Origin of the sequence: Perlabentimonas gracilis (assembly GCF_011174675.1) — a bacterium.
In the GTDB taxonomy this organism is placed as follows: Bacteria; Bacteroidota; Bacteroidia; order Bacteroidales; family Tenuifilaceae; genus Perlabentimonas; species Perlabentimonas gracilis.
Genome location: NZ_JAANIG010000021.1, coordinates 68,328 through 75,023, shown reverse-complemented (window position 1 = coordinate 75,023; position 6,696 = coordinate 68,328). Strand labels below are relative to the sequence as shown.

General features: G+C 43.4%; 6 protein-coding genes. 3 read left to right on the top strand and 3 right to left on the bottom strand.

All coding sequences use genetic code 11. From position 1 onward, the window contains the following. Window positions 1-635 (bottom strand): SagB/ThcOx family dehydrogenase (locus tag G8O23_RS10455; RefSeq protein WP_166364554.1); only part of this gene is annotated, 635 nt, incomplete at its 3' end. A 10-nt stretch (window positions 636-645) separates the two neighbouring features. Then, window positions 646-1,767: a glycosyltransferase gene (locus tag G8O23_RS10450; protein ID WP_166364552.1), complete on the bottom strand. Its 1,122-nt coding sequence runs from the start codon at window positions 1,765-1,767 to the stop codon at window positions 646-648. Window positions 1,768-1,840: 73 nt separating this feature from the next. Here G8O23_RS10450 and murB point away from each other — a divergent pair, with 73 nt between their 5' ends. After that, window positions 1,841-2,854, top strand: a complete 1,014-nt coding sequence (gene murB / locus G8O23_RS10445; protein WP_166364550.1) for a UDP-N-acetylmuramate dehydrogenase — start codon at window positions 1,841-1,843, stop codon at window positions 2,852-2,854. 27 nt (window positions 2,855-2,881) lie between these two features. Here the strand turns inward: murB and G8O23_RS10440 are convergent, their stop codons facing one another. Then, window positions 2,882-4,345, bottom strand: a complete 1,464-nt coding sequence (locus G8O23_RS10440) for an RtcB family protein (protein WP_166364548.1) — start codon at window positions 4,343-4,345, stop codon at window positions 2,882-2,884. Between the two features lie 212 nt (window positions 4,346-4,557). Between G8O23_RS10440 and G8O23_RS10435 the strand changes: the two genes are divergently transcribed. Next, on the top strand, window positions 4,558-4,941 hold the full coding sequence (locus tag G8O23_RS10435; protein ID WP_166364546.1) for a DUF1987 domain-containing protein: 384 nt from the start codon (window positions 4,558-4,560) through the stop codon (window positions 4,939-4,941). 7 nt (window positions 4,942-4,948) lie between these two features. Beyond that, window positions 4,949-6,691, top strand: coding sequence for a tetratricopeptide repeat-containing sensor histidine kinase (locus G8O23_RS10430; protein ID WP_166364544.1), 1,743 nt, complete (start codon window positions 4,949-4,951; stop codon window positions 6,689-6,691). Window positions 6,692-6,696: the final 5 nt, after the last annotated feature.

Genomic DNA, 6,696 nt, shown 5'->3' with positions numbered 1-6,696 from the left:
ACTGTTAAAATGTTCGTTATCTGATGACATAATCCTGGTAATTTAAAAACTACAAAGATTATGCTTTTATCATTTCTCCACAACTTTTTAAACTGATCCGTAGCAAGCCCCTCTGAGGCACTGAACAGGTACACATTTTGCGCAATAAAGGCTGCATCGGCAGCGGAGTACCAATGCTTCACATCCTCGGCACGATCGCCCATACGGGTAAAATCGGCAACATAGATCAGGTTTACAGGCACATCCTTCACAAAGGGTTGACGCCCTGTGGCCTCCCTAATATCACCCTTCATAAAAAGTTCCAACCTGTTCTCAAAAGCATTGTAGAAGTACACTCCGTTGGAAAAACTCACATAGATATCAATCTCCTGCCAATTCACAGCGCTAGGCGCAGTACGTAGGCCGTCATCAGCCCTGTTGATACCGTTAGCAGCCCATAGCAAGTTCGAGAGTGTTTGTAGTTCGAGCTCCTTGGGAGAGAACTCTCGTGAGGTTTTTCTGTTCGACAAGGCATCCATCAGAGGCATTCCGCCTGTTGTCTGAGGTTCGGGAAGCAGTATTACCCGCTCCTGGGTACAGCCCGTAAGTTGAAAAAGAAACATAAAGCAAATGATTTGTGGAATTAATTGTCTCATAACTATTGATTTATATTGGTTTGATATTTTTCTTGGTGGGAACTACCTTGCTAACAATCGATAAAAATAGTAAACTTTCTTGCTCCCAGGATAAATCAATGGCTGCTTTAGTAGTATTCTCTTTATACTCTAACAACTTGGTTCTATTACGTAGCATTTGGCTTAATTTACTCGCCAAACAACGAACCGAGCAATTCGAGGCTATGGTTTGCCCTACATTGTAATCCTCAACAACTTTCACCATTTCGGGCATATCAGAAACAAGTACAGGGATTCCTGCCTGGATATAGTCGAACAGCTTATTGGGCAAGGCATAGCGATAGTTGAGCCCCATTTCCTCCTCAAGCGAAACGCCAAGGGTTGCCCCTGTCGTTTCGGCAAACAGATCATCTGCTTCTAGCCGTCCGGTAAAACGAATCCTGCTGGTTAGTCCTAGCTGCGTAGCTAGTCCAATGAGGTGTTTCTCTATATCGCCCGTTCCTGCTATCACCAGCTCTGCATTCTCAACGTATTGCATGGCGGCTACTAACTTTTCGAGGCCACGCCCTATGTTTAGGGCCCCTTGATATATGATGACATTAGAATTTGAATGTAAAGCAACCTTACCAACTTTCGATATGGGTACGTTTCGCACTACTGCGAACCTTTTACCGTACCTTGCCTTAAGCTCTGTGGCAACACTTTCGGACACAGTAATACCGGCATCTACCCTTGGTATCATCAATCGCTCCAGCAGTTGCCAAAGCATTCGTTTCAGCTTACGGTGAACCAGCTCGGGAAGCTCGGTGTAAAGTTCATGGCTATCGTATATGAGTTTCTTTTGCCTTACACTTGATAGTACTGCCCCTGCAAGTAGGGTATCCAAATCGTTGGCGTAAATAAGGTCTACCCTTCGAAACAAAAGATAGCCTATTGCTCGCAGATTGAAGATAAGATAAAACAGAACACCTTTGGAGAACAGAATATTAAACAGTTTGACTCTGTACGATCTAGTAAATTCGATAGGGGTCGACTTAAGCCTACGGCCAAGCACACATACACTATGCCCTGCCTCAACCAAGGTTTGAGCGGACCGATGAACCCGTTGATCGGTGACAATGTCGGATGTGGCAAGTAAATATATTGTAGCCAACGTTTTTTTTGGCTAAGTTAAAAAAAACCTGAGAGCCCAATACATTTTTTTATCTTTGCAAAAACTTCCAAATATGATTACTCCGCACAAAGACTTTAACCTAAAACAATATAATACCTTCGGGATTGATGTAACTGCCGCATTATTTTTTGAGGTTAGCACATCCAAAGAACTCATAGAAGCCATACAGCAGATTAAAGCCAATGGCATAAAGCACCTAATACTTGGGGGAGGTTCGAATATTCTTTTTACCTCTAACTACATTGGCGCCATAATTCACCCAGCTATTGTTGGTATTGATAAAGTAACCGATAACGACGATTACGTTGAACTCCGGGTAGGAGCAGGAGTTGAGTGGGACGCGCTTGTGGAACATACCGTTTCGATGGGGCTTTGTGGCCTCGAAAATCTTTCGCTAATTCCCGGCACTGTTGGCGCTTCGCCGATACAAAACATTGGGGCATACGGTGTTGAGGCCAAAGATACCATTGAAAAAGTAGAAGGTATTTATATAGATAACCTGGAGCATTTTAGCCTTAACAAGCAGGAGTGTAAGTTCGACTATCGCGACAGCATTTTTAAAAATAAGCTCAAGGGAAAAGTGGTAGTTACCCATGTTACCTATAGGCTCAGTAAGAGGTGCAATTTAATTACACACTATGGCAATCTTGAGGTGGAACTGGAGAAACTTGGTGGTAAAAACCTACAAAACGTTAGGCAAGCAGTTATCAATATAAGGAATACCAAACTCCCCGACCCTAAGGAGCTAGGTAATGCTGGGAGTTTTTTCAAAAACCCCTTGGTAGACATAAAACTGGTTGAGGAGTTGCAAGAAAAGTACACACAGGTACCATTCTACCCAGTAAACGATAATATGGTGAAGCTACCCGCTGGCTGGCTGATAGAAAAAAGCGGATGGAAAGGGAAACGAGTTGGTAACGTTGGGGTACATAAGGATCAAGCCCTAGTACTCGTTAGCTTCGGAAATGCTGCTGGGCAGGAGGTTGTTGAACTTGCACATCAAATTCGGCAGTCGGTTATGGAGCTTTTTAACGTGAGCCTTGAGATGGAGGTAAACGTGGTTTAGCTATTACTACCCTGTCTTTTTAACTTCTTATCTTCTTCGACGACGATCAGCATCAGCCATTCGAACTATACGGGGCTGAAAGGTTGCCAGTATCTCCACCAGATCATGCTGGTGGTTCATTACGGTATCAATGCTCTTGTAAGCCATTGGTATTTCATCAATATCACCCCCAATAAGTTCCACTCCCTTGTCTCTTATAACCTTCTGCAGGTCGTCCCAATTGAACTTTTTAAGCGCTTGCGATCGCGACATACTTCGACCCGCACCATGCGAAGCAGAATTTATGCTAAGCGCCTGCCCCTTCCCCTTAACAACAAAGCCTGGATGTGTCATCGATCCCGGTATTACACCTATTTCACCTTTACCCGCTGGGGTTGCCCCTTTGCGGTGCACCACCACTGGTCTACCATCGCTTAAGCTCTCTCTCCAAGCAAAGTTATGGTGATTCTCAATTTTAACTAACGGATCTATACCTAGCCCTCGGGCAATTTTACTGTGGATTTCATGGTGATTTGCCGAGGCATAGTGCCCTGCGAGGTTCATGGCAATCCAGTACTCGTGTCCCTCCTGTGATGAAAGATCGAGCCACGCCAAGTGCCTTGCCTCGCGGGGTAAACGCACCTTTTCCATAGCCACCCTTGAGTAGTGGCTAGCCACCTCACTACCAAACCCTCTTGATCCTGAATGTGAAAGGAGGGCAAGATATTCACCCTTCTCCAGGTGAAGTTCAGCACAACTTTCAGTAACCATCAATGTACCCCATTCAACAAAGTGATTACCTGCCCCTGAAGTACCCAACTGGCTAAAAGCCAAATCTCGATGTTTACGAATAAAATTTGTTGCATTCCACTCAGGCCGATCAAAAACCATTGTATTCAGGTGATTTTTATTCTTCGCCCCAACTCCAAACACGGTATTAGCAACAAGGAGCTGGTTTAGGCTTAGGCCTTTTCTCTCCAAGTAGTCTGCATCCACCGGAAAAACGGACATACACATCCTGCATGCTATATCAACCCCCACGGCATAGGGTATCACCACGTTTTCGGATGTGGCCAGTACACCTCCAATAGGTAAACCATACCCCTCATGCGCATCGGGCATTAACGCCCCCTGCTGTGCAATGGGTAGGCTCATAGCGGTTTCCATTTGGGCAAAGGCACCAGCCTCTATACAATCATCACCATAAACCTTAAACCTTTGAGGATGTGGCAACAAATCAATATAACTAAACTCATCCTGCTCGTAATCTGGTTTTCCCACAGCGACTGCATACTCCCTTATAATATCAACCAAAGGTTTAAGAGGAGTTTTATTCCAATGCTTAGAATTTGGTTGTGCAACGATATTGCTGATTATTTCTAGTATTTGTAGCTTAGAGTAGCGCTGTTCCTTGGCAACTCTAGTTGCTACTTGGCCAATGGCAACAACCGTCTTAGGATTGGTAATCCCTAAACGCTTTAACTCCTTTGCGGAAACCTTAATTTTCTTCATCAAAAAAAACTACTCTTTAAGCAAAAAGCAATTCAAAACTACGCATGAAATGCAACAAACAGAATACAAGAATAATTAATTCAACTACAGCTCAATCATACCTTTAAAAAAGGATGATTCGTCAAAAACATTCCAAAAATTGAAGATAATACGTATCTTAGTATTCCAAATTTAGTAGAAAGTATTGTTAAACCGGCAAACAACATGTAATAATGAGCAAACTACTGATACTTGCAACCGACGAATCGCCGCAAATACATTTCGATCCAAGCCGTGGGATTATGGATATATCTGGTAAAAGTTTGCCCGAAGATATCGATCAATTCTACAAGCCCCTGGAAGAATTAGTCAAACACTATGTAACAAAGCCACAAAAAGTTACAACCGTCAACTTCGATATGCAATATCTTAATTCTGCTTCCACAAAAAAGGTGCTTGAAATTGTTACTCATCTTGAGGCGCTTTCCAAAAATGGGCTTGAGGTAAAAATTAATTGGTATTTCGATGAATACGATGAGGATATGAAGGAGGAAGGTGATGAGTTTGCTCGGTTAACAGATATACCCCTAACGCTTATTCCTAAAAAGGAAGATTAAATTTTCGATGGGACGATCATTAACACATAGCCTTTTAAATCGTTATGCATTTGTTTTGGCAATTGTGATTGGTTTTACATTACCACCCACTATATCTAAAGCACAAACCGAGAGAATAGCGCAGGCTCAAGAAGATGCTAGGCTTGGGGCTGAAAGTGAAGAACAATCGGATATAAATCAGGCTTCATACTTTTACAACAAGGCGGCTAACACCTACTGGGCTCTTAACGATCTTGACAATGCCAAGACACTATTCAACAAGGCATTGCAAATGGCCATTAAGATTGGAAACCACAATGCCATTTACATTCTAAACACCAACCTTGGACTTATAAATGCTGAGATGTCAAGCTTTAAAGAGGCTATTGAGCACTTTGTTAAGGCAGGAGAGTCGGCACAACAGCTTAACCGAAGGCAAGATTTTGCAACATCTATGCTTAATCAAGCAAACGTATTATACGAAATTGAAAAGTATACCGATGCACTTGACTTGTTGAAACAAGCCGAGAGCATTGCCCAAGAAAGTAACGACTCCAAGATGCTTCGTAATGCCTACTCCATATTCGCCAAGGTATACGACAAAATGAATATGCGGGAGGAATCGGCCAATTACTTCAATCTGTTTGCAGCACTTACTCGAAAAATTCAGCAAGAGGAGATCCTGCGTAAGGAGGAAGAGGCTAAGCAAATGGTAAGTCAAGCCACCTCGAGGGTACGTGAAGTTGAAGCGGAGAAGCAGGCAACAGAACGTGAGCTGGTTGAACGCGATATGGAGCTTGTGCAAAAGCAAAGAATGCTAGAAGAAACTGAGCAGGTTACCCGAGAGCAGCTGATGCAGATCGACCTGTTGAACAAAGAGCGCGAGCTGCAGCAGGCCATTATATCTCATCAAAACCAGATGCGCAACATCTACCTTGGGGTGATTGTGCTTATTCTTATCTTCTCGGCATATATCTTATACAGCTACAACGAGAAGAAGAAGGCCAATCACCTACTCCACCAAAAGAACGTTGAGATAAGCCGCCAGAATGTGGAGATACATGAGCAAGCTCAACAGCTAAGGGAACTAAACAACCTGAAGGATAAGCTATTCTCAATCATATCGCATGACCTAAGAAGCCCGCTGGGCTCGCTAATTACCCTGCTAAACTTAACCCAGGAGGGTTACTTTACCGAAGATGGTTTTAAAGATGTTATAGATGAACTCTCCAAGAACGTGGGGTACACTTCCGAACTGCTCGAAAACCTGCTGAGGTGGGCACAAAGCCAAATGCAGGGTCTTAAGGTAGTTCCATCCACGTTTAACATTCGCGAGATAGCTGATGATAAGCTAAAGTTATACGAGGAGCAGGCACAGAATAAAGGAATAACGCTGAGAAACCAGATTGACCCCCAGATAACGGCATACGCCGATAGCGCAATGATTGAATTGGTTTTTCGCAACCTGATTGCCAATGCCATCAAGTTCTGCGACAAAGGCAGCGTGGTTACTACTACTGCATCTCACTCAAATGGCCTAGTAATGGTTTCGGTATCGGACACCGGACAAGGGATCAGCAGTGAGAATCTAAAAAAATTATTTGGATCCGAAATATTCTCTACGCGAGGAACCTCTAATGAAAAGGGCACTGGTTTAGGTTTGCTTCTTTGCAAAGACTTTGTAAGCCTTAATGGTGGTGAGATATGGGCAAAAAGCGTTGAGGGGGTTGGTAGCGAGTTCTTCTTCACCCTGCCAGTTGAAATTGAATAGTAGTA

Bases quoted from the DNA above. Each gene is read 5' to 3' on its own strand.
- murB (WP_166364550.1), top strand. From the start codon at position 1,841: ATGATTACTCCGCACAAAGACTTTAACCTAAAACAATATAATACCTTC.
- G8O23_RS10440 (WP_166364548.1), bottom strand. From the start codon at position 4,345: ATGAAGAAAATTAAGGTTTCCGCAAAGGAGTTAAAGCGTTTAGGGATT.
- G8O23_RS10435 (WP_166364546.1), top strand. From the start codon at position 4,558: ATGAGCAAACTACTGATACTTGCAACCGACGAATCGCCGCAAATACAT.
- G8O23_RS10430 (WP_166364544.1), top strand. From the start codon at position 4,949: ATGGGACGATCATTAACACATAGCCTTTTAAATCGTTATGCATTTGTT.